This window comes from Mediterraneibacter faecis (assembly GCF_055383675.1).
Window position 1 is genome coordinate 1778342 of the sequence record NZ_AP043803.1, and the last position, 22515, is coordinate 1800856.

Annotated in this window: 13 protein-coding genes and 1 pseudogene; 1 reads left to right on the top strand and 13 read right to left on the bottom strand. The window is 39.2% G+C overall.

All coding sequences use genetic code 11. The features are described from left to right. Position 1 precedes the first annotated feature (1 nt). The 13 genes and pseudogenes from ACZ47Z_RS08420 to ACZ47Z_RS08480 form a co-directional block, all read right to left on the bottom strand. On the bottom strand, positions 2 to 1000 hold the full coding sequence (locus tag ACZ47Z_RS08420) for an alpha/beta hydrolase (protein ID WP_464525456.1): 999 nt from the start codon (positions 998 to 1000) through the stop codon (positions 2 to 4). Positions 1001 to 1053: 53 nt separating this feature from the next. Next, positions 1054 to 1821, bottom strand: coding sequence for a carboxymuconolactone decarboxylase family protein (locus ACZ47Z_RS08425; RefSeq protein WP_054751255.1), 768 nt, complete (start codon positions 1819 to 1821; stop codon positions 1054 to 1056). 28 nt (positions 1822 to 1849) lie between these two features. Further along, positions 1850 to 2074: pseudogene (locus ACZ47Z_RS08430) on the bottom strand (flavodoxin); the annotation flags it as partial. 81 nt (positions 2075 to 2155) lie between these two features. Beyond that, entirely contained in the window at positions 2156 to 2899 is a 744-nt protein-coding gene (locus tag ACZ47Z_RS08435; RefSeq protein ID WP_006426953.1) for a hypothetical protein, read from the bottom strand. A gap of 140 nt (positions 2900 to 3039) precedes the next feature. Next, a complete protein-coding gene (locus tag ACZ47Z_RS08440; protein ID WP_015513361.1) occupies positions 3040 to 3423 on the bottom strand; it encodes a DUF6262 family protein in 384 nt (127 codons plus the stop codon). Next, positions 3398 to 4897 (bottom strand): tyrosine-type recombinase/integrase, encoded by a 1500-nt coding sequence (locus ACZ47Z_RS08445; RefSeq protein ID WP_006426955.1) that lies wholly within the window; start codon positions 4895 to 4897, stop codon positions 3398 to 3400. The genes ACZ47Z_RS08440 and ACZ47Z_RS08445 overlap by 26 nt, the downstream gene beginning before the upstream one ends. Beyond that, a complete protein-coding gene (locus ACZ47Z_RS08450) occupies positions 4887 to 5948 on the bottom strand; it encodes a tyrosine-type recombinase/integrase (protein WP_226853056.1) in 1062 nt (353 codons plus the stop codon). The genes ACZ47Z_RS08445 and ACZ47Z_RS08450 overlap by 11 nt, the downstream gene beginning before the upstream one ends. Before the next feature lie 697 nt (positions 5949 to 6645). Then, positions 6646 to 7770, bottom strand: coding sequence for a tyrosine-type recombinase/integrase (locus tag ACZ47Z_RS08455; protein WP_006426957.1), 1125 nt, complete (start codon positions 7768 to 7770; stop codon positions 6646 to 6648). A gap of 155 nt (positions 7771 to 7925) precedes the next feature. After that, the gene (locus ACZ47Z_RS08460; RefSeq protein WP_007886452.1) at positions 7926 to 9893 is read right to left on the bottom strand and encodes an ATP-dependent DNA helicase; all 1968 of its coding nucleotides are present in this window, start codon (positions 9891 to 9893) and stop codon (positions 7926 to 7928) included. Between the two features lie 534 nt (positions 9894 to 10427). Next, the gene (locus ACZ47Z_RS08465; protein ID WP_007886453.1) at positions 10428 to 10862 is read right to left on the bottom strand and encodes a helix-turn-helix transcriptional regulator; all 435 of its coding nucleotides are present in this window, start codon (positions 10860 to 10862) and stop codon (positions 10428 to 10430) included. 328 nt (positions 10863 to 11190) lie between these two features. Continuing rightward, on the bottom strand, positions 11191 to 11817 hold the full coding sequence (locus ACZ47Z_RS08470; protein WP_007884654.1) for a hypothetical protein: 627 nt from the start codon (positions 11815 to 11817) through the stop codon (positions 11191 to 11193). A gap of 17 nt (positions 11818 to 11834) precedes the next feature. Further along, entirely contained in the window at positions 11835 to 12695 is an 861-nt protein-coding gene (locus tag ACZ47Z_RS08475; protein WP_007884653.1) for a contact-dependent growth inhibition system immunity protein, read from the bottom strand. Positions 12696 to 12761: 66 nt separating this feature from the next. After that, a complete protein-coding gene (locus ACZ47Z_RS08480) occupies positions 12762 to 20945 on the bottom strand; it encodes a DNRLRE domain-containing protein (protein ID WP_464526050.1) in 8184 nt (2727 codons plus the stop codon). 278 nt (positions 20946 to 21223) lie between these two features. Here ACZ47Z_RS08480 and ACZ47Z_RS08485 point away from each other — a divergent pair, with 278 nt between their 5' ends. Continuing rightward, a complete protein-coding gene (locus tag ACZ47Z_RS08485; RefSeq protein ID WP_054751258.1) occupies positions 21224 to 22432 on the top strand; it encodes an IS110 family RNA-guided transposase in 1209 nt (402 codons plus the stop codon). Positions 22433 to 22515 lie beyond the last annotated feature (83 nt).

A 22515-nucleotide genomic window follows, 5' to 3' on the forward strand; every position in this document is an offset into this window, starting at 1 on the left:
ATTAACCAACTCCGTTTTCTTCAAAAAATTTCTGGATTTTATCAAATGGGATTACATCCAGATTATCGTAAAGATCTGTATGAACAGCCCCTGGAATTGTTAGCAGCTCTTTATTGGATGTGTACTTGCTGTCCTTAATCATATTTTCATAAGCATCTTTTCCAAAATAATAGCTGTGTGCTTTTTCTCCGTGAACAATGAGGACTGCACTTCTGATTTCATTACTGTACTTTAATATTGGCTGATTCATAAATGACATACATCCAATACTGTTCCAGCCATCATTGGAATTCAGGCTTCTTTTATGATAACATCTGCCTTTATAATACTCACTGTAATCTTTTACAAAGAACGGGGCATCCTCTGGAACCGGAAGAGAAACACAACCACCAGCTCTGAAATATTCGCCTTTACAGTATTCTTGTGTTCTGAGGGTATTCAGCGACTGCTTCTTCGCATAACGTGCTTCTTCACTGTCCTCAGAATCAAAGTACCCATTCGCATTTACCCTTGTCATATCATACATGGTAGATGCAACCGTTGCTTTTATTCTTGTATCGAGTGCAGCTGCGTTAAGAGCCATCCCACCCCAACCACAGATTCCAATGATTCCTATTCTATCTTGATCTACCTCTTCCCGAACAGAAAGGAAATCAACAGCAGCCATGAAATCTTCTGTATTAATATCCGGAGAAGCCATGTATCTTGGATTGCCTCCACTTTCTCCCGTAAAAGAAGGATCAAATGCAATAGTAAGGTATCCTTTTTCAGCCATCGTCTGCGCATACAGTCCGGAACACTGTTCTTTGACTGCACCAAATGGTCCACTTACAGCAATCGCTGGATATTTCCCAAATGCATTTTTCGGCTTATACAAATCTGCAGCAAGTGTGATTCCATAACGATTTACAAATGTCACTTTCTCATGATCTACTTTTTCACTTTTTGGAAAAGTTTTATCCCATTCAGATACTAGTTTTAATTCTTCTGCTTTCAACATAAATATAACCTCCATATGCAAATTGTCTTATAAATACACTTTTTTCAACCTTCCTATTTTAGTTTTCTATATTCTTCATCACTTACCGGTTCAAGCCATTCATTGGAACTATTTTCGCCCGGAACTTCTATTGCCAGATGTGAAAACCATTCATCCGGTGCTGCGCCATGCCAGTGTTTTACTTCTGCCGGAATATTGATGCAGTCGCCTGGCTTCATTTCCACAGCTTCTTTACCTTCTACCTGATAATATCCTCTTCCGGCAACGCATACCAGAATTTGTCCGCCTCCACTTTTTGCATGATGGATATGCCAGTTATTTCTGCATCCAGGTTCGAATGTCACATTGAAAATTCCAACCTGAGAAGTAGAAATCGGTGCAAGAAAACTCCTGCCCGAAAAATACTGTGCAAAGCCATCATTTGGTGCACCAATTGGAAATACCATCTTTTTTGCATGCGCCCGCATCGCTTCCTCTTCGTATGGCAAATCTCCTTCGCCTGTTTCCCACACTTCCTTTGCAAGATTGAAAACAGCCCATGCTTTTGGCCAACCTGCATAGAATGCGGCATGTGTGATCACTGCAGCAATCTCTTTTTGTGTCACACCATGATTTTTTGCATTTTGAAGATGATATTTTAAAGAAGAATCCGTAATTCCGGAAGCCATCAGAGCAACCACGGTAATAATACTTCTTGTTTTTACATCGATATCCTGATTATTCCAGTTTTCACCGAAAAGTACATCATCGTTAAAATGTGCAAACTCCGGTGCAAATTCACCAAGTGCATTTTTTCCTGCTGTCTGTACTATTTTTTCCATATTCTGTATATCTCCATAACGCTGTTATTTATAAAGAGTTTATCCATTCAGTGATTTCCTGTTTCGTTCCACAATTTAATAGTCTGCCTTCTGTAATAACTGCGTCCGATGCAGATGATTGCAATTCTTTCACAGTGTTCCCAAATCCACTTCCTCCGGATGTTGCAAAAAGCACAATCTTTTTACCACTGAAATCGTAAGTTTCTAAAAATGTATTGATGATTGTCGGAGCCACATACCACCAGATTGGAAATTAAAATGTAGCCAGTTCCCCTCATGCGTTGATTTTACTGGGTTTAACTGTATACAAAACTGTGTTTACTGTTACTATCTTTCATTCTTTTCCAAAATAGCTTTGAAGCATAGGCCACATTATTTTCATATATGACACAAAGCTCAGCTCTACTTGTGCTTCATTAAACCATCCAACCATAAAGCTATTTATCTCTTCAAATAATACTTTTGAAAGTTTCTGAATAATAATTGTGTTATCCACTTCTTCAGTATAATCTTTCGCATACATTTTACATATAGAACGCACTCCAAAATAATTATATAGCACACCTACCGTTGTTTTTAATGCTTCAATATCTCTTGGAAAATCTGTTCTATTCATCATATTCACTACTAATTGATGTCTTGAGTTTAGGTAATTCCTAACTGTACTATTACCTATTTCAACATCAACTGTAAATGAAAAATCTTGAGTTTGTATACTATCTGCTCCTAACATTATCATCAATTCAACTTGTGCTGCATGATATTCTGTATAACCAGACAAAGCCATATATTTCCAAGAATCTTGCTTTGCATACATTTCCGTATCTAAAATATGCGTAAATTCATGAAACACAATATACCTTGGTATTTCCGAACTTTTGCATATCCTTAATATATGTTCATCTGTTTTCGTATTATAGTAAGCTTGGGCGGCTGAAGCGAATCCTGCTGCATCGCTTTCCTCAACATTAATTTCAAAAAAATCTATCTTATACTGTGGTAATTTCTCAATTTCCATAAACTCAATATATTCTTTTTCATATTCTTTAATTAAATTTTTAATTTGTATTTCTGTCATATTGTTTTATACCTCATATCAAAGTTAGCATTTCACTTTTAGTATACCATAAAACAATCCCATTCTCATTCTATATATTTTATCCTCAACGATGAAAAGATGTGTCTGCACACATCTCTTCCATCTTATTATTTTCAATGTTATAAGTTCTTAATAAAATTCAAATCCTGTTTCCGTAATGCCTTCTGTAACTTTTCGTTCTTTCTCTTCAGTTCCTTATTTTCTCTGCTCAGAGCTGCCACCTTCTGGTTCAACAGTTCAATCTGTTTTTCCATCGCCATGTTCAGAATTTCTCTTCTTGGATCTATCATTCCGGCCTGTTGCTCTACTGCTTGGTTCAATGTATCCCGGACGGTTGGATTTTTATAAAAGAATCCTCTCGACAATCCAGTTTTCTTCATCAGCTTTGGAACGCTGATACGTTCTTTATTTGCCAGCATATCTTGTATTGCTTGCAATGCCAGTTCAATTTTCTCTTTACTTTTTCTCTGATTTTCCTCAATCATCTTGTCGTATTTGCTCATATTCTTCACCCCATCTTGCCAGACTCATATATATGATGTCACTCATCCTCTGTCTTACTTCTCTGGTTTCGTCTGCCATTCTTTGATTGCTCATTTTCCGGTAATGCTGTACATTATTCAGTCTTTTATGCCCCAATAGTCTCGCTATCGTCCAGTCATCCAGATGCATTTCTGTAAGTTTGACGCCATAGTAGTGCCGGAACATGTGCGTTCCAAACCCGAATAATTCGCCATGATCATCTTTCAACTGCTTTTCCTGTATCATGGACATGACTTTTGTTTTTATAGCCATATACTGCATCGGGCGGTCAGGTTCTTTTTCATTAACAAATATGTATTCTGTATCACCGAACTTTTCCTGTGTATATTCAATAGAACTCTGTAACAGTTTTGCAAGTTCTTTACTGATCGGTTTTTTATATCTTTTAGTTTTAACTTGATATATTTCAATCATATCTTGGCCATTTTCTCTCGTCAGACAATCTGGTCTCAGTGTAAGGGTATCTGATATCCTAGTTCCAAGCATCTGATGTATCAGAAGACATCTTGCAATCTGTACATCCATCTGTGTAATTTCCGCATTCAGTCGTTTCATTTCATCATCAGAATACACTCTAAATTCTGCATTTACTTCCGGTGGAATATCCGTATTAATAAATAAATGCTCCAATCTTTCATAGCTGTAAATTTTTCCGATTGTCTCTAACTGTCGTCTTAATGAAATTACATAAGAACTATTCGCACTATGGGAAGTATCTTTTGTTGACAGATGTATCAAAAATTCTTCCAACACTTCTCTGTCTATTTCACTGCAGCTTTTTATTTTGGAATACTCTTTTTGGAGATATTCTGAGAATATCCTCATTATTGTCAATTCTCCCTGTACAGTTCCTATTGCTTCATACTGCAGATTCATATAAACAGCTTTCTTACATTCTTCCCTGATATCTGGCTGATATATTTTTCTGAAATCCAGTGTTTTTACATTATAAATTGGATTGGATCTGATTTTAATATCCAGATTTTTTAGTTCCCAAACATCTTTTTCTATCTCATCCCGTAAATCTTCTGGCCCTAAAAATTTCAGTACGTTTCTGAAATATAATATCGTCACTGCTTCGCCATAGCTTACTGTACCATACACACTCTTCTTTTCTTTTACAATAGTTATTCCCTGTTCTAACATCCAGCCTTTTAAAAGTGATATCCATTTTTCTGGATTTCTATCTCCAAGGCTTTTGATTCTCCGATTTATTCTGCTGTTCAAAAACTTTGCAATATGATTATAAGCTGTTCGATCCTGAATCAATGCTCTAAACGTTCCGTTTTTGCAGCGATACATAATATAACCTCGAAACTCTTCCTTTAATTCTTGCGTTGGAAGCAACGTTAAATCAAATTTTCCATTATCCTTACGTGTCCCTGTTTCTTGTAAATTGGGGAAATCGCTGAAGTATATAATATCATTTTCCATCTTTTTCCTCTTTCTTTAGCCATGATGCTAAACTACTTCCTTGCATTTCAAAGAACTCATCATTTGCTTTTGCAATCCTTTGCGGCATATAATCAATATACTGTCTTGTCATCTCTTCATAAGTATGTCCAAGATAATCCCTGATACTTTGCAGTGATACATGACTGTCATAAAACATAGTTGCTACTGTATGTCGATAATCGTGTGATTGAAATAAATATTCTCCATTTGCAATCTTATTTTCCCGGCACGCTTCTATCATCTGAGTTCGGAATGTACCATATAGACAAGCACCACCTCTGCTGTTTTTAAAAATGAATTCTTCAGGCTGAATTTCATGTTTTTTCAAGTATACTTTCATAATCTGATAAAGTGCCTGTGGGATTGGAATCCTTTTATAATTCTTCATTTTGACCTGATACACCTGAATCCAATAATCCTCGCCCTGCTGATAATAAGCATTTCCTTTCAATGTACACACTTCACTCGCCCGTAATCCTAGACACCACAGATGTAGGAACATACATCGTAATCGCTCTGGAAAAAGATATAATTTTTTCAAAATTTCCATATATACTGTTTCCTCAACGCTACGATCATGATGTACTATTACTTCTTTTTGTTGGAAATATTCAATTCGGAATGGCATTCTTGTAATATACTGTTTAACTTCCATGAATTTATAAAAATGACCGATACCGAAAATTCTTTCATTAAATCCCTTTGCCTGTATTCCCCGTTCTCGCAAGCCGTCTGCATACTTTTTTACTTCTGCGACAGTTGCATGAATCGCCAGTATCTTTTCTTGTTCCAGCAGTTCAATAAAATTTCTAATACATACAAATCTTCGTACAATCGTGCTGACTGCCTGTCCAGTAATTCCCAGTTCATATTTCATGTATGCCTGTAAAATTTCTCGATTCTGTATTTCCTTGACTTCCATAAAAGAAATGCTAATTAAGGATTTACTTTCGTCTATCCGATGTTTTCCAAGATGTAATCGTTCCAGATACCATACATTTGCTTCCCATTGGATCTGTTCCTGCTGCATAAACGCATCTCTTCTGCATTCACCTAAAATACTTCGTTGACTCGTTTCGGGAAAATTCTTTAAAATAGTTTCCACTTGTTCCATTTCCAGCAATCCAATATCCGTAATATTTAACTGAACACAAGAATCATAAAGAAGTTTTAAGGATTTTAACCTGACATTTCTATAAGCCTTAGACATTGAAGTATTGGCAATGATACGACTCAACGTATAAAAAATTTGTTTCTTTAAAACTTCTGAACAATTTTGTGTAAAATCCCACACCAATAGGTTTGTTTTATAAGAAGTTTCAAAGGTCTCAGCTATTTCCTTTTCCGGATAATACTTCAGAAAATAAATTTTATTTTGATATTTCCATTCATATATCCGCTTTCCATTTAGCGTCTGCATTTGTTGATAGATATGTTGTTGTTTTACCGTATCATATATTTTCAAATAGAAAGATACAATTTGTGATCGTATCTGTCCTCTTAAATATTGTTCATACGAATTTCGCAAAGGATAATCCATTTCTTCCAGATGCCAGATTTTTCTATCTGCCAAGAACTTTTTCAATTTGTTAATTCTTGAATCGCTTTTTATTCCAAGTGCATCAATTTCTGAATATAGTTCCTGCTTTTTCTTCTCAATATCTACTTCAGATTCTGTTATGTGTTCTGCCTGTTGCAATAAATATATAGGTATTTCTCACACCTCCCTACTCCAGCAGACGTTCCGCCCCATAAATAGCAGTGTGTTGTGCATAAAACTCATTACTTGCTTCTATCAGTTCATCATCCAGCCAGTCCAGATACTTTATAGTCGTATCCAAATGTTTATGCCCCAATGCCTGACTGATCATTTCCAGTTCCCATCCTGCCTGCTTTCGCATATTTGCAAAATAGTGACGTAACATGTGGGGTGTGATTTTAACTCCGGTTTTCTTTTCCATTCGGTCCAACATATCATATACACTGTCCACTCTTAATGGCTTTCCAATGTTCTCACCCATGATATTCACAAACAGGTAATCCTGATGTTGCAGGATTTTCCGATATTTTGCCAGATAATCCATGAGAAATTCAAACGTATCATTACTTATCTTGGCACTTCTGTATTCCGCATTTTTGGCTCTCGCTTCATTTTCATTATCTTCCCGGAAGCATACCCTTATCATGTGATTCCTATAATCAATATCTTTGACATATTTTACTCCCAGTAGTTCCCCAATTCTGTATCCGGTTTCTGCTAACATAAGTAACAGAAGCTGATCTCTTCGGTTCGTACAGGCCTGTAAAATTGTAATAATCTGATTTTCTTTTGCTGTTCTCCCACGATGTTCCTCTTCCTTCAGATAGGCTTTAAAAGAATGATTCCGCAGTACCTTTTTTACTCCCACCTGATTAACCGCTATAATCTGGTTATACGATAAGGTTTTGAGACTTCCGTACTGTTCATATTCTGCCTCTATAAATAAATAGAACCTGAACACATCTTTTAAGTATGCGTTGCAGGTTCCTTCATTCGGACACTTCTTTTCTCCAGCCGTTTGCTCTGTATGGTTTCCGGCTTTAAGCCAGTATAAAAATTCCACAAAGTGTTCTGTCTGTTTTTCATAATCTAACTGATAGACTTCTGTGAGTTCCATTTCTTTCTCTGCCATATATTTCATATAATAGCAGATTGAAAATGCTGTGCGTTTCACTGTATTTGGTGAACGTTTACATTTAATCTTATGCATTAGATATTTACTTGGCAGTTCTTCAATACTCATTGTTTCCAGATTTCTGATGAAAAAATATTTTTCTGTTCCATCTTTTATCGTTTCCACCTTGTATATCATAAGCTGCCTCCTTTCCTCTAACGCTATACACAGTATACCCACTTCATGCCGAAATAGCTATTCATCAATACCAACAATCCCACCGAAAACGCCCTTGAAATACCACCAAACTTTTCGTGCAAAATCTGCTTTTTCTGTAGCAGAACCACGAACGGTTACAGGTAGTATTCCACGCCTTTTCGGTTTCGAATAAAGTGCTGGACATCCTTGATATCTTTTGCCATCTTGCAGCTCGGAAGCGCACACATTACTTCCTCATGATACCTGCCACCTTCTCCTGCACGCTCGTCTAAAATGGACACGACACAAGTATCTGTCTCGGTGCGGAGAGCACGTCCGAATCCCTGTCTTAGTTTTTTCTGCATGTCTGGAACAATCACTGCCTGAATATAATCTTTCAGGCTGGCATATTCCTTCTTCTGTGCTTCACTGATGGGATCAGGAACAGCAAAGGGCAGTTTTACTATAATCAGCGAAGATACCATATCTCCAGGGAAGTCTACTCCTTCCCAACAGGAGCCGGCTGCAAAAAGGACAGCATTGTCCATCTGTTTAAATCTTGTGATCTCTTCCGGTGAATGTCTCCACACCTCTATCATCGGGAACGGAATTTCATCCCTTAACATCTGGTAAACGTTTCCCATCAAATGATAAGATGTAAACAGCACTAGCGTATGCCCGTAAGTCGAACAGATCAGTGAATGGATATGGCCTGCTATCATCTCTGCCTCTTCCTGACTTTCTCTTCTGCATGTCTTCAAATTCTTTGGCAGATATAACAGACAGTTCTTCTGATATTCAAACGGGGAGTCTGCCACATATTCCCGGACTCTCCGCACTCTCTGTAATCCTGTCATTTTCCGAATGTGGGAAAATCCCTGTCCGGTTTTTAAAGTTCCGCTTGTCAGAATCGCTCCCATTCCTCTGCTCCATAACATCTGGTCCAGATACTGTGGAATCCGTCTGCTGGATGCACACAATATAATCCGGTGGTCATGGTCCTGCTTCAGATGCAGCACATACTTCTTATCCTGATGGAAAAAGCATTCCAGCACACTTTTGGTTTCTTCCAGCTTGTTTCTGATCCACTTTGGAATCTTCTTTTCTAATTTTTCTATGATCTTATTCATGGTCTGTATCCCCTCATATAAATACATTGCACACTCTTCTGTCATGTGGAATTCTTCTTTTATCCCATATCTGGTTCTGTGGTTTTCTCCTATGATGTCCAGCACCATCCGGATCGTCCCGGACAGTTTTCTTATCTCCGGGCCTTGGTACTCATTCCCAAGATAAAAGCAGATTTCTCGGATATCGTCATAACAGAGGCTCTTCCCAAACATCTGCTTTGCCGCATCCGGCAGCTTATGTGCTTCATCGACAATCAATGCTCGGTAGTCTTTTAATAACGGGCGGTAATCCTGCAGCCTGTGATAACCATCAGCCAGCAGATAATTGTGATTACAGATCTGAATGAACATTTCATGATCTCTGGAACGCTCCAGATACTGCTGATACCTGCATGAGCCTCTTTTCGGGCAGTCTCCCGAACAGAACTTCGGTACACTCACCATCCTTCTGTCAAACCCACTTAAGTTGGACACTTCGTCCATATCATAATGTTCTTTCAACGACAGCAGAGCTTCTTTCTGCAACGCATTTTTGTTTTTTTCTTCGATTGCAACGATTCGGTGCTCCAACCTCTCATCGCAGACAAAATGCTCTTTCCCTTTTCGTATCACAGCTTTAATAGGGGCCTGAATCGTCCCGTTCTCCTGAAGAATCCGGGAGAGAAAAGGGATATATTCTGTAAGAATTGCTTTCTGGAGTGCAATGCTGGAAGTGGATATCACGACCGGACGCTGCTCATAAGGGGAACATCCTTCTGCAAGGAGGGAATATTTTCTCATCAGAACACAGGCCACCAGATAGGCATACGTCTTGCCGATACCGACACCCGCGTCACACAGTGCTATGTTTCTTCCCAGCAGGTTATCCAGCATTTTGTGGCATAACATAATCTGTTCTTCCCTTACTGCCATTCCATGTTCCGGGAACAGCACTCGGAAAATAGTATCAATTTCTCGATGCGCTCTATTGAGATATTCTCTTGTGTAATACATAATTTGTTACCTGATATGCGTGCTGATATCACATCAATACGGCTGTAAAGGATTTCTCCCTACAGCCGTATGTATCTGATATCAACGACACATTCTTCCTTGATTTCTTATACTTTTGATTTTTGGCGTTGTATTTGTCCTCGACTCCCCCATTGCCTTACGGGAACATTACAGGCGGATGCTTGGCATTGCACCGCTCACGGATTTTCTAAAAGTCTTGCTGATTACAACCCAAAGTCCATCCTCTGCTCACTGGCAGTTCCTATGTATCATTATCCCCTCGTAAGTGATCCTCGCAAAAGACCGCCACGGTCCTGTTTCAGTTAAAGATGATTCGCTCGAAACGAAAACGCCACAAAAGAACTCTGCCTCTCACTTTCTGGTCTAATTTCTTCCATGCCCTTTTCATCTGTCCTCGCGTCTTCCTGCCACGCTTCTACTTACGGGAACGTACCTGTAATGCTGGTATGAGGTTGTCAAAGTACACTGGCAAAATTTACCTGCCTATTAAATAGCCGACGAAAAACGCCATAATTATTCAATTTTTGATAAATTTTTTAATTTTTTTCTCAAACGGTTTCTTTTGGTATAAATCGTCTGTTCTGCCATTCCCATAATCTTAGCAACTTCTCTTCCAGAATATCCCCATGTACTGAGTAAGAGGATTTCCAGTGTCTGATGCTCCGTTTCTTTCAATAGTTCATAGATTCGCTTATCACCTATGTGATCCAGAAGCTCCTTTACATCCCTTGCAAACAGCTCGCTGTCCTTTTCTTTTATGGAATCCATATCCTGCATCGTTTCATCCAGATGTTCCCGGTATCTGCGCTCTTCCAGAAAGTCTTCCCTGTCCATCTGGCGCAGCTTTTGGATCTTCTCTTCTTCCATTCCCAGTTCACGCAATTTCTTTTCTTCCTGTTCTTTCCAATAATTCCACTTTCGTTCTTCACTTGTCTTGTTATAAGCCATTTATCTTTCCTCCGATCTGATTTTTGATATAGAAATCAAATCGGAGCATGGCGGTGACCGGATAGGTACGTTATAATGTTCGAAAAATGTCGAAGAAAAAAATGCTGCAACCTCTTCGATTACAGCACTTTTTTCCATCTTACGTGAATATTTCTTGTTGGTTCATAGGAGATTCCTTCTTTTTCTCATAATGAATAAAAGACTCTTGTCATCCATTATTTACTACTAATTTTTCTACTATTACAATAGCTTTTTTAACAAGTTTTCTTGTCTTGGAGTTTAAAAGAAAGCTACCAGTTTTTTTCCTCTGATAGCTTTCCATTCATTCTTATTCTGTTGGGAACATCGCTGCTTCCAACTTATTCATCTCTGTATCCAAAAGACCATATTTTCCTGAGTTATCTTTTTCCACGGATACGTTTACAGTAACAGCTTTTCCATATCTGTTCTTTTCAAGACTCTTCTGGACACTTTCTGTTAATACAGCTGCAAAGACTTCCGGATCATTTCCATCCAATCCCTGCTTTATTTTTTCATTGCTTACCTCTGTAGAGCTTTGTTGCAATGTCTGAAATACATTGGATGGTTCAACTTGTACACTTACTGTATAGACTCCATCCTCTTCTTTCACATCTTGTACTTTGTATTTTGCCAGTTTCTTTACTTCTGTCAGTTTTTCCGCATAATCAGCAATTCCTTTATCCGTAATGTTATCGGAATCATCAAATTGCTGTTGGATACTCTCATTAAAATCCTCTTCGATTTCTTTCTTGGCATCTTTTTCCGAGATTTCTAACAGATTCGCATAGTCCTTATATTCTCCATGATAGTGTGCATCAAGAGAACTTTGGACGTAGGATTTGGCATCAAAGTCTGGTTGTCTGGAGCAAGCTGATAACAATATACATACTATAATTCCTATACTTATGCACAAAACACAATTCTTCTTTTGCATATTCTCTCCTTCACGCTTTATTTATCTTCAATTTTTATCGAAAATAACATTTTTAAATACTGTTCTATTGACTCCTTTTGAACTTTTCTTTCAATATTATATGGAATGCACATAAAAAACTCCACATAACCATTATCAATAAAACTCAGCAATACTTCTCCATTTTCTGTTAAAAAATGTACATATTTTTTATTACATTTACTTTCAAATTTAATATTCGACATTTGCTTGTATATTTTTTTGTAATGATTTTTTATGCTTACTTCATCTGTACAATCAGTTCCATCACCTATCAAAAAAGAAATATACAACTTATCATAATCTTCATTTCTATATGTCATATAAGAATCTGTATGACCATCACCAATATTTTTATAATGCTCATTTGGAATCGAATAACTAATTATTTTCCCCTCTAATGTTTCAAATCTTTCTGTTTCATCAATTCTAATTTCACATGGTTCAAACATTTTTTTTATAAACAAGCCCAATTCATAATCCGACATTTCTATAAAATTAATATAATCTTTTTCTTCCGTTTTTCGCGAATATCCCCCTCTATTATTCCGTTCCCATCTTCTAATTTCTAATTCATCTCCATTTTGTTTCAAATCAATTCTTTGATAATTCTTGGAAAATGTTGGAAAACTTTTATATTTTGTTTGTTTCCAAAAATTGTTTAATTGAGATTCGTCTACTTTTGGGGAACTTTCTGCAATTTTTATTCCTTTTCTAATTGCACAGCCTATCTTATCTATTGTTTCTTCAGCCATAATTTCAATTGTAGGTTCGATAGAAATATAACATCCCATAAACCTTTCAATGGCATTAGGCACAATTAAGAAACCATATTTTTGATTATAATATACAGAAATCATATCCGTTTTCTCCTCTCTATTACTTAAGGGGAATAAAATATTCCCCTTAAGCTATTTACTTTGCTATTATTTTCCTACTGTAATAATGAGTTTAACACCTTTATCAATACCATGTTTTGTAGCATTATTAACTGCATTTATCTGAGCTTCGCTTAATGTTACATTTGGAACAACTACTTGTAATTGTCTACCCACTATTTCTTCCGCATTAACAAATTTACCATTAAATGTTTCTCCTATAAATCCTGAAACTTTATTAATGTCCTTGACAATTACCTTTTCCAATTTATTACCATTTTGATAAGTCTTTGCACCTAAGTCTCGGCTTTTAACACTAGTCACAACACCATTTTCTACTTTATCTATGGTCGGGAAATTGTGTCCCAAGTTATTTCCCATAGCTTTGTCAATAATATCTCCTCGCTCTAATGGTGGTTTTTCCCAAGTGCCTTCTGGCAATTTTGTTTCGGTTACTTCTGCAACTAATTTTTTAAACGATTTATCAATCCCATCATTATGGGTACTTCCTGCACTCCTTACTACATTCAAAAGTTTCCCAGCCCCATAACTAAGGCCACCCATAACGCCACCTGTCACTGCTCCTGCAATACCACCGACTAACGTATCTTTTGCTACTTGTTTCAGACTATTTCCAGACAAACCTGAATTCACTGCACTATATGAAGCTCCACCAATAGCTCCAATAACTGCTCCTGAAACCATCGCCGTTCCTAAGCCACCCATTGCTGGCAATGCTGCCAGAACTGCTCCTGCAGCCAAACCGCCTGTTGCAGCAACTACAAGACCAGAAACTGTAACCGCAGTTATACCAATGGCTACTTTTTTCACCGCATTCCAGTCTACTTTTCCAAGCTTATCTGTAATACGATTTGTTGTCGTACACATATGTCGTACCACTTCTGAGCGGATTTCTGCCGTTCTTTCTGAAACATAGGATTTGAAAGATGTATAAGTTTTTCCAATTTTCTGTACCCCATTGCTTACAGAACGAATAAACTGACTTCCTCTGGATGTGATCTTTTGATATGTACTGCTACTGGTTACACGATTTTTCACAGATTGATATGTCTGTTTTGCATGTTTAGCTGCATTTTTGGCAGTTTTTGCTACCCCCTTCACTGTGTTAACAATAGTTTTTGCTGCTTTCTTAGCTGTATTTACTACTGTTTTGACTACCTTTTTCGCAGTATTAACGATTTTCTTGCCGACACTCTTGACTGCTTTCGCTGCTTTTTTAGCTGTACTCTTAATCCTGCTCCACAATGAATGTCCTGTCGGATCACTGTAATTCAGCGGATTATTGGTCGTATAATCGTAGCGGTTTCTGGTCAATGGATTTTCTGTCGTTCCAAGGTCACTATCTTCAGTTGTAAAGGTTCCGTTCTCTGCGTTATAGTATCTTGCCCGCAGATACTGAAGTCCTGTTTTTACATTTGTGGACTCCCCATTATAACCGTAGTAATTGACACCGTCTGCTGTTCCTGATGTAAGGTTTCCGTATGGATCATACTGATAGCTGTTCGTTAGATTAGCTGTTTCGGTCAGGATTCCGGTCACGCTGTTTCTTCCGTCATATAAATAATAACTGCTTTCTGTGGATTTATCAACGCTTATACGTTCTCCGATTCCACTTTCTCCATAAGTATAAGCCTGACGGACTTTCTCGTCTGCCCCATACTCTGCGAGGACTTCTGTATTCTCACGATTGATATCGTTGATATACTCTGTCAGTGTGTATCCTTTGGCATTGGAACCGCCTTTTACCAGAGAGGCAAGCTGCTCTTTCGGGCTGTTCCCATCTTCGGTACGCTGGTTCTCCGGGATCAGGACTTCATCGCCATAACAGTCTTCCCATTTATAGGTGTTATCCAGTTCGAATACCCGGTTGTTATCTCCATCGTACATGGCTGCCATTAGGACTGTTCCACCCTGTTTTACCACTGCCAGACGATTTTCTGCTGTATATTCATAAGTAACCGGATCAGCACTGTTTGTCTTATCGCATTCCTGAATCAGATTGCCATCTTTATCATAGCTGTAGGTTGTTCCCGGATCGCCCCAGATCTTTGCATTGGTGCGTTTGATGAGCTGGTTGGAATCGTTGTACTTATAGTTATATTTTGCTTTGCTGACACCATCTTCGATCTTCTCATAAGAAGTCCGGTTTCCGATCTTGTCATACGTATAATTATGAATCGTCTTTTTACCGCCCTCTGCTTTTTCCGTGCAGCGTGTCAGTTCCCAGTTGTCATCGTATTCATAGGTACGAGTCGTCTGGATCTCTTTCTCCTGATGCTCACAGTCTGCTTTGTCTGTCTCTTTCTGTGTATCGCCCCAGTTGTACCAGTCTTCCCAGCTTGGTGTCTTTCTTGTTCCCGCTTCCAGTTCCGTAGCTGTTTCTCCAACTACATATCCCTGATCATTGTACTTGTACTTATAAGTACTGATTACTTTGCCACAGGAACCACAGGTATTCACAATCTTTGTAATATGATCTTCTGCATCGTAAGACACTTCCGTCTTTGTTCCGTTGCTTCTAACGACTTCTGTCACACGATTCAGTGCATCATGCTTGTAAGTGGTTACTTTTCCATTACGATCTGTCAATTTTACGAGGTTATCATTTAAGTCGTATTCATAGCTGACCTTTGTCCCATCCGGGTATACGATTGCCTGCAGATTATCTGCATCATCATAGACGTAGCTGACATCCTTTTTCGAACCACTTGTTACTTTTGTGATTCTTCCGAGTGCATCGTATTCGTAGCTGCTCTTGCCTGTCTGATCCTTCATGGATACCCGTTCCCCGGCACTGTTATATGCGTAGGTCACGTCCTTTTCGGATTTCTCGCCTTTTGCATCCTGATATGATTTCTCCAACAGGTCATTCAGTTTGTCGTAATCATACGTGGTTTTCTTGCCACTTGCCTGTGTATGTCCGGTCAGTCTGCCTTTTTCATCATAGTCGAATTTCTCTGTTCTTCCTGCCGGATCTTTGATGGATGTCAGGTTGCCTTCCAGATCATAAGTATAATTCGTTGTCTTATTTGCTGCATTGGTGAAGGTCACCAGGTTATCCATGTTGTCGTAACCATAAGTTGTTACACCGCCAAGGGCATCAGTTACTTTGGTCAGGTTATCATTCTTGTCATATTCCAGATGGCTCTTTAATCCGGTCTTATCTGTAACAACCTGAATATTACCATGTGCATCGTAATCAAATCCCGTTGTGAATCCACGCTTGTCTGTAATAGAAGTTACCCTGCTGTCCTTATCATAAGTATAGGATTCCTTCTGTCCCAGTGCATCCGTCTCTTCTGTTACACGATTATCTTTATCATAGACGGTCTTTGCAACATAGCCCATCGGGTCTGTTACAGATGTCACATTATAATTCTTGTCATATCCATAGCTGGTCTTTCTTCCACCCGGTTTGGTGATCTCAGTAATATTTCCTGCCGGGTCGTAAGTATAAGCAGTTATCTTACCAAGCGGATCAGCTGCAGAAGTCATCTGGCCTGCCAGGTCATAACTGTAGGTATTGCTCCGTCCAAGTGGATCTGTCTCCTTCACCAGATTGCCATACTTATCATAAGAAAAGCTGGTTGTTCCATCCAGTGCATTGGTAGAAGACTTCATGTTATGGAGCTTATCGTAAGTATAAGTGGTAGTACTCTTTAAGCTGTCGCTTTCTTTTACCACGTTGTCCACTTTATCATAAGAGAAATTCTTGGTATAACCCAGTGGACTGGTCATACTCTTCAGACGTCCGGCTTTATCATAACTATAGGTATACTCTCCGCCATTCGCCTGTGTCATCTTTGTGACATTGTCATTCAGGTCAACACTGTACTGTGTCTCATTTCCCTTTGCATCCGTTGCAGAAATGACATTGCCATGCTTGTCGTAATCATATTTGGTAACTGCTCCCTTTGGAGAGATCTGTTCCGTCAGATTACTTAAGCTGTCATATTTGTATTCCGTAATAAGTCCCATCGGATCTTTTGATTTGGTAAGATTTCCAATGGCATCATAACGGTATTCATTTGTTTCTTTTAACGGAGAAGTCTCCCCGATCTTGCGGTCCAGTTCATCATACTGGTAGGTTGTCGTATTTCCATTTCCGTCTGTCTGGGATACGAGATTGTCATTTTTATCGTAAGCATACTTGGTAACCGTACCGTTTTCATCGACAGATTCCGTCACATTATCATTTCCGTCATACTTAAAGGTGCTGGATGCTCCCAGTGGATTTGTCTGAGAAATAACCCGGTCTTTCTTATCGTAAGCGTATTTATATGTGGCTTCCTCTTCTTCTGTCATGGATAACTGGTTGCCGACTTTATCGTAGGTAAAGGTTGTTTTATGACCTTCCGCATCCGTTACCGCTGTAATGCGGTCCATAACATCATATTCATAAGATGTGGTACTTCCGTCTGCTTCAGTAAGTTTCAGGAGTCTGCCGTACTGATCGTACTTGTATGTTGCTGTCCTGCCAAGTTCATCGGTCTGTGTCAGTACATTTCCGGCACCATCATATGTATAATCCATACTGTTTCCGCCATTGTCGGAGGAATGGATCAGATTGCCTGCTCCGTCATATTGATAGGTAATTACGAGTCCCTGTGCATCCGTACATTTTACAAGCTGTCCGATGGCATCGTACTCCATCAGCACCTTGTCTCCTGTCGGCAGTATTATGGATGTGTTATTTCCCTCTTTATCATATACATAGCTGTACGCATTGCCGAGGGCATCTGTCATCTTTGTGCTGTTGCCCTGTGAATCGTATTCGTAAGTGGTCTTTCCTTTCAGGGCATCCACCGTCTGTTCCAGATTGTCGGTGGAATCATATTTCATTGCTGTAATGTTGCCCTTTGCATCGCTTACCGATGTCATGTTTCCATTACCATCGTAAGTCATGGCACTGGTATTTCCATTTTCATCGGTAGAGGATACCAGATTTCCATTTAAGTCATACTTCATGGATACGGTATATCCAAGGGCATCTTTGGATGTAGTCAGATTTCCTGCCTTGTCGTAAGCATAAGTATCTGTTCTTCCCTCTTCATCGGTAGAAGATACCAGATTTCCTGCTTTATCATAAGTATATGTGGTAGTTCCACCTTCTGGGTTGGTTTCACTTAAGCGATTTCCTGTATTATCGTAGGTATAAGTCCAGGTTCTTCCACTGTCATCTGATTTTGATACCAGATTGTCTGCCGCATCATAAGCGTAAGTGGTAACTGCACCTAATTCATCTGTCTCTTTAGCGAGTCTTCCGCAGTTATCATATTCCTTGGAATGGCTGCTTCCATCTCCATAAGTAATCTTGGTTTCATTTCCTAATGCGTCATATTCATATTTGGTTATATTACCAACTGCATCTTTGGACTGAAGCACCTGTCCAAGAGAATCAAACTTGGATACGGTTGCATTTCCATTTCCATCGGTATATTTTTTCAGATTTCCTGCTTTGTCATATTCATAGAGCTTTGTTCCAAAATCTTTATTACTCTCTTCTATGACACGTCCCATGCTGTCATACTTATAAGTAATTGTATTTCCTTTTGCATCGGTTGCTTTGACCTGCTGATAATTCTTATCATAAACGTAGCTGATCTGATTTCCTTTCGGATCTGTACCACTGGTCATGTTGTACATCTTATCGTAAGTATAAGTGGTGGTATTCCCCAGTGCGTCAGTACTTGCTGTAATATTTCCCACACCATCCAGTGTATAAGCGGTCACACCGCCATCGGCTGCTGTCTTGGAAGTCAGATTGCCATTCGCATCGTAACTGTTCGAGGTTACATTTCCAAGTGGATCTGTCATGGTAACTGCACGATTCATCGCGTCATACGTGAATCCCCATGCTGCTCCATTTCCATCCACATATCCGGTCATGTTTGCTCCGTCATACGAATACGTTGTTGTGACACCTCTGCCGTCTGTCTGGGATACCATACGATGTTTGTCATCGTAAGTATAGGTAATGGCTGTTCCATCCGGTTTTGTAGATGTGACCATATTTCCATTACCGTCATAACTGTAAGTAACCGTTGCTCCGTTATATCCAGTTGCACTGGTCAGCTTATTCTGCTCATTATAAGCATAAGAGGCTGTCTTTCCATCCTCTCTTGTCTCCGTTGCTACATTGCCAAATGCATCATAAGTGTAAGTTTTTGTTCCGGCTGCTGTCGTTTCGGAAGCAAGCTGATTCTCTGCATTATAAGTCTTTTCACAGGTTGTTCCATCCGGATATTCAATGGATGTTGTGCGGTACTGATCATCATAATGATAAACGGTCTTATTTCCTTCGTTATCCGATGTTATAGTAGAACTCTTTCCGTACTTGAAAGTTGCCGTTCCTTTTTCTGCATCAGTCTGCTCTACAACTCTTCCTTCTTTATCGTAAGTATTCTTTACAACCGTATTGCCATTCTCATCTTTCCAGCTTGTCATACGGCTGTCATCATCATACTGATATTCTTTTGTTGTTCCATTCGGGTCTGTTACAGATATCAGGTTTCCCTGCTCATCATATTTGTAAGAAACTTTTCCACCATCTGGAAGAGACAGTTCCTTGATATGCCCGAATTTATCCTGTTTTACCCCGAATGTTTTTCCGGATGGTGTGGTAATCTTGCTCAGATTATAATCATCGTCATAATCTAATACTGTCTTAAATCCATTCACATCCGTTACATAACGTAAGATTCCGTATTTATCAAATGACCAGATACTCTGATCCGCATCTGTCAGTTCCCATCCAATGTAGTCATGGTCTGTATCTTTATAGCTGACTGCTTTTAAATCGTATACATAACCATCCGGAGCAGTGTAGCTGCCATCTTCATTCTTATCAAAGATCAGATAACTTCCGTCCCCTCTCATATACAGAAGGCTTCCGTCCTCCATCTGAGAAAGTGACTGGTCATAGTTGAAGCTCCATCCACGTCCGAACATGGAATGCTGGTCTGTTCCTTGGGAATTGTAGCTTCTTGTAATGGAAAATTCCCCATTCAGCTCATTCATCGTCACATCGGACTGATCCATGTAGAAGTTACCAGTATTTAAGTTGACTGGTTCAAATCCAAATTCACAGTGCAGGCCTCTTCCCATCAATGCTCCGTCAATCCGCATCTTATCCTGATCGGTAAGCGGTGCAGGACTATATGGAACATTTGTCTGTGGGTTACGGATAAAGATCGTGTTGTTTGCGACTACCAGTGCATCCATAACCTGATTGTCTTTCATAATGTTCTTAAGCGGAACACCATAATATTTTGCAATCTTTGGGAATGTATCAAACTGCTTCACTTCATAGATCACAAAGCTGTCACTGGTCACTTCTTTTCCGGTTTCCAGTTTGCCATCGATTTCTTTTGATGCTTTTGCTTTTATTTTATAGAGTTTATCTTTTGTCAGTCCTGAATATAAAGCACTCTGCCAGTTGGAATCTTTGCTGTAATACTTATTCACCTCCGGGAACTGCTTATTGTATTCAGTGCTGTCTGGATAGGAATACAATGGTTTTGCATCTGTTTCGTGATGTTCTTCATTTTCCTCATCTGGGAGCAGATAATATTCTACTGTAGATTTGCTCTTTGCAATTCCGTCTGCAAATACGGCATCAAATTTCAGTTTTCCATTGGTATTCTTTTCTGTCATCGGGCGAAGCAGGATGGTTGTCTCATCCAGTGACATATCTCGCAGATATGGATCTTCTGCCGGAGACCACTGGATACTGAGCTTCGGTCCATAGGCTGAATTTCGGTTATTCAGCACTTCACACTGCATGGATGCCCCAAGATTATTTGCCTCTGCGATTGCTACCAGTGCAAATCCGTTGTTCGCATGCGTTCCCTGCACCCAGTCATTTACCAGATCTTTAACGTCATAATTGATATAACTGTTCCTTGCGGTACTTGCATTCTGTACATCCTGGAATGTAAGCTGCATTGGTTTTGTTTTCCATGTAATCGATGTGTTCCAGGTTTGATCCACACGGTAAAGACCAAACTGCGATGTACCGCCACTATATGCTGTCCGCTGGCTCACTGCAAAGGTTGCACTGTCGATTTTTGAATCTTTCGGAATCTGACTAAAATCAGAATTGACTTTGATATAAGTCCGGCAATTCTGGTGTGCTGTTCCAAATCCTGCAAGGTTTCCGGACTTAATACCATCATCAAATCCGACATACGGATAATTGTTGTCTCCAATCTACTACAATATGTTTATGGTTAATATCCCTTACAGCCAGTAAGGAATTATCCATCTTGTTGCTTAAGCTGTATAATGATGGAGCAATCGGTATATCGTCTTCCAATCTTGGACTTCGCGTCCGTAAATTAGACTGATAACCAGCTCCTCATTCGCAGCGTTCGTTTTATGCAGGTTGAATCGCCATAGGTGCATTCGCGTCACACCACAGTAGATTGAATAGGCAATGAGTAAAACTGGTATTTATCCATTGCAATAATCTTAAGGAGTGACAATTTATGAACGCAGTAGGTATCGATGTTTCAAAAGGTAAGAGTATGGTTGCTATCATGCGACCTTTCGGTGAAATTGTTTCCGCACCTTTCGAAATCAAACACACAGCCAGTGATATCCATTCACTTGTAGAACTCATCAACTCTGTTGAAGGGGAGTCCCGAATCGTGATGGAGCACACAGGACGTTATTATGAAGTCCTCGCCCATCAGCTTTCAAAGGCAAATCTTTTCGTCAGTGCCATTAACCCAAAACTTATCAAAGACTTTGATAATGATTCTCTTCGTAAAGTGAAATCTGATAAAGCGGATGCTGTTAAGATTGCCCGATATGCTCTTGACAAATGGCAAAATCTTAAACAGTATAATGTTATGGATGAATTACGCAATCAGCTCAAAACCATGAACCGTCAGTTCGGCTTTTACATGAAGCACAAGACGGCTATGAAAAATAATCTTATCGGCATCCTTGACCAAACCTATCCTGGTGTTAATACTTACTTTGACAGTCCTGCACGCAGTGACGGCAGCCAGAAATGGGTTGATTTTGCATCTACATACTGGCATGTGGACTGTGTCCGTAAAATGTCTCTGAATGCCTTTATCGACCATTATCAAAACTGGTGCAAACGTAAGAAGTACAACTTCAGCCAATCCAAAGCTGAGGAAATCTATGGAAAAGCAAAGGAACTTGTTCCTGTACTTCCAAAGGATGCCATTACAAAGCTTATAATTAAGCAGGCTGTGGATCAGCTTAACAGTGCCTCTACAACTGTTGAGTCACTACGCACTCTCATGAATGAAACTGCATCCAAACTCCCTGAATATCCTGTCGTTATGGCTATGAAAGGTGTTGGAACTTCACTCGGATCTCAGTTGATGGCTGAGATCGGAGATGTTTCCCGTTTCACTCACAAAAGTGCTATTACTGCATTTGCCGGTGTAGATCCCGGTGTTAATGAATCTGGAAGTTATGAACAAAAAAGTGTTCCAACCTCAAAACGAGGTTCCTCTGATCTTAGAAAGACTTTATTTCAGGTAATGGATGTCCTAATTAAAACACATCCTCAAGATGATCCTGTTTATCAGTTCTTAGACAAGAAACGTGCTCAAGGCAAGCCTTACTATGTCTATATGACTGCAGGTGCCAACAAGTTTCTAAGAATCTACTACGGACGAGTGAAAGAATATCTTTCATCTCTTCCAGAATCCTAATCATCATTATAATTCTCAGACCAGCACTGGTGTGGTGGTCTTATTTTGATACCTAATTTTCAACCTGTATAAAATTTTCAATG